Origin of the sequence: Inquilinus sp. (assembly GCF_039594555.1) — a bacterium.
GTDB lineage: Bacteria > Pseudomonadota > Alphaproteobacteria > DSM-16000 > Inquilinaceae > Inquilinus.
Genome location: NZ_JBCNNF010000593.1, coordinates 1 through 3,197, shown reverse-complemented (window position 1 = coordinate 3,197; position 3,197 = coordinate 1). Strand labels below are relative to the sequence as shown.

Annotated in this window: 2 protein-coding genes and 1 pseudogene; all 3 read right to left on the bottom strand. The window is 67.2% G+C overall.

The features are described 5' to 3' along the window. Positions 1-135 precede the first annotated feature (135 nt). Positions 136-1,452, bottom strand: a complete 1,317-nt coding sequence (locus ABDW35_RS34625; protein WP_343718387.1) for an ABC transporter substrate-binding protein — start codon at positions 1,450-1,452, stop codon at positions 136-138. 54 nt (positions 1,453-1,506) lie between these two features. After that, on the bottom strand, positions 1,507-2,565 hold the full coding sequence (ugpC, locus tag ABDW35_RS34620; RefSeq protein ID WP_343718386.1) for a sn-glycerol-3-phosphate ABC transporter ATP-binding protein UgpC: 1,059 nt from the start codon (positions 2,563-2,565) through the stop codon (positions 1,507-1,509). Positions 2,566-2,792: 227 nt separating this feature from the next. Next, positions 2,793-3,197, bottom strand: a pseudogene (locus ABDW35_RS34615) (hypothetical protein); the annotation flags it as partial.

Genomic DNA, 3,197 nt, shown 5'->3' with positions numbered 1-3,197 from the left:
CCCTCCCGCCGCCTGCGGCGTCGGGCCCCTCCCTCTCCCCGAGGAGAGGGTTTGGTTACCTCTCCTCGGGGAGAGGTCGAAATCGCGAAGCGATTTCGGGTGAGGGGGTGGCTCCGGCCCATCCGTTCGGCCCGGCTACACCCGATAGTACCGCTCGGCCCGCTTCTGGGCGCGGGCGGCGGCTTCTTCCGGCGTGCGCTGGCCGGTGGCGGCCTCGGCGACCATGTTGACGACGATGTAGTCCGCCATCGCTGCGGCCGAGGCATAGCCCAGCGGGCCGGCATAGCCGTTCGGGCGCAGCCGGGCCGAGGCGCCGGCATAGGCGGCGTGGTTGGGGTCGGCCTTCCAGATCGGGTGGTCGGCATAGCCCTTCAGCGGCTGGCAGCAATAGCCGCTGGCCTGCTCCATCCAGGGGAAGAACTGCTCCTTCTCCCACATGAAGCGCAGGTACTCCTTCGCCGCGTTCGGGTACTTGGTGTAGTTGAAGATGATCGCCGAGGTGGTCTGGCACAGCTCGACCGACTTGCCCACCGGGCCGATCGGCAGCTGCACGCATCTGATGTCCTTGGCCATCTCCTTCAGGTTGGCGTCGTTCTTGGCGGCGTAATAGAGCGACACGCCGTTCGCGGTCATCGACACCTCGCCGGCCAGGAACGCCCGGTTGTTGTTGCTGTCCAGCCAGGCCTCGGTGCCGGGGATGAAGGTCTTGTACAGCTCGGCGGCATATTTCAGCCCGGCGATCGTCTCCGGGCTGTTGATGACGACGTTGCCCTGCTCGTCGACCATCTTGCCGCCATGGCTCCACATGATCCAATGGCCGAAATTGTTGCCGTCGCCCACCGCGTTGCCGAGGGTGAAGCCGGCCGGGTGGCCGATCTCCTTCAGCTTGCGGCACAGCGCCAGGAAGCCGTCGGTGTCCTTCGGGAACTCGTTGAAGCCGGCCTGCTTGACCCAGCTCTCGCGGTAGCAGATGGCGTTGCCGATCGCCGCCAGCGGCAGGCCGATGAACTTGCCGTCGCGCTGGGCGTAGCCCTGCAGCCCTTCGTACCAGCCGCCGTATTTGTTGCCGAGGTAGGTGGCCAGTTCGGTGACGTCGAGCAGCTTGTCGGGATACAGCTGGGCGTCGTCGAACCAGACCAGCACGATGTCAGGCCCGCTGCCGACATTGGCGGCCACCGCCGCCTTCGGCCGGATGTCCTCCCAGCCCTCGCTGTCGACCCGCACCGGAACGCCGTATTTGTCGCTGAACGCCTTGGTGTTGGCCAGCCACTGGGTCTCGTCACCCTGCACGAACTTGGCCCAGCGCAGCACGCGCAGGGTCGCGCCCGATTCCGGCGTGTAGGACAGGTCCTGGGCATGGGCCGGGCGGATCAGGCCGCCCGAGCCGATGGCGCCGGCCGCCGCCAGACCCGCACCGGTCTTCAGGACGTCGCGCCGCGTGAAATCAGCCATGTTTCCTCTCCCGTCTGTCTTTGCTTGAAAATCGCTGTGTGAAAGCCGCCGCCGTCAGAGGCGGCGTTCGGTCTCCGCGTCGAACAGATGGATGCGCGCCACATCCGGCTGCAGCCGGATGGTATCGCCGGGGCCGAAGCCCTGGCGCTCGTTGAACATGGCGCAGATCTCCTGCCCCGCCATGCGGCCATAGACGAAGGTGTCGTCGCCGGTCGGCTCCATCACCTCGACCTCGGTCGGCAGCCCGGCGCCGTCGGCGGCGACGCGCAGATGCGACGGCCGCACGCCGTAGCGCACCCGCCGGCCCGTCTCGACCGGGGCGTTCGGCGGCAGCGGCAGCAGCGTGCCGTCGCCGGCACGGACGCCGCCATCGGCCACGGTGCCGTCGATGAAGTTCATGGCCGGGGAGCCGATGAAGCCGGCGACGAAGACATTGGCCGGGTTGTCGTAGAGATGCAGCGGCGCGCCCGCCTGCTCCACCCGCCCGTCGCGCATCACCACGATCTGGTCGGCCATGGTCATGGCCTCGACCTGGTCGTGGGTGACGTAGATCGAGGTGGTCTTGAGGCGCTGGTGCAGCAGCTTGATCTCGGTGCGCATCTGCACCCGCAGCTTGGCGTCCAGGTTCGACAGCGGCTCGTCGAACAGGAACACCTGCGGGTTGCGGACGATGGCGCGGCCCATGGCCACGCGCTGGCGCTGGCCGCCGGACAGCTGCCGCGGATAGCGGTCGAGCAGCGCCGACAGGCCGAGGATGGCGGCGGCATCGCCGACCAGCCGGTCGATCTCTGCCTTGTCGGTCTTGGCCAGCATCAGGGCGAAGGCCATGTTGTCCCGCACCGTCATGTGCGGATACAGGGCGTAGTTCTGGAACACCATGGCGATATCCCGCTCCTTCGGCGGGACGTCGTTGATGCGGCGGCCGGCGATGGAGATGTCGCCGCCGGTGATCCGTTCCAGCCCCGCGATCATGCGCAGGAGGGTGGACTTGCCGCAGCCGGAGGGGCCGACCAGCGCCACGAATTCGTGATCGCCGATCTCGATATCGACGCCATGGATGATCGGGACGGTGCCGAAGCTCTTGGTGACACCACGGATCGAAACCGAGGCCATTCCCCCTCCCTCTGAGCGCTGCCGGAGGCATCCTGGCCGCCGATCGTTGCGGGAGAGGGTAGCCGATGACCGGGATCGGTCAAACGGTTTCGGCGGTTTGATCGTACAAATCTGTTACCGGTATCAACCAGCCATCCAAAACTGGCATGCCCGGGCTTGGCCCGGGCATCCAGAAGGTCTCGACATTCTCTGGATTGCCGGGTCAAGCCCGGCAATGACAGGTGGGGTCAATGCCGGCTGGGCAGGAAGTCCTCGATATAATCCTCGACCACCCGGTCGATGCTTTCGTCGATCGGCAGGCCCAGGGCCTTGGCACGGTCCCAAGAGGCGTCGGTGGCCCAGCCGTCGACGATCGCCTGGATCACCGGGTCCGGCTTGGTGGTGATCGGCCCCAGCTTGATCTGGTACTTCTCCGCCACCCGCTTCACCGAGGCCACCATGTCCTCGACCGTGTAGGCGCGGCTCGGCAGGTTCACGGCGCGGTCGTCGCCCAGGGCCGAGGCCGGGGCCTCGTGCAGGCCGATGAAGCTGGCGACGCAGTTGCGGTAGCCCAGCATCGGCAGCTGCGCCCGGCTGACCGGCAGCACGCATTCCTCGCCGTTCAGCGGCTCACGGAACACGCCGGAGCAGAA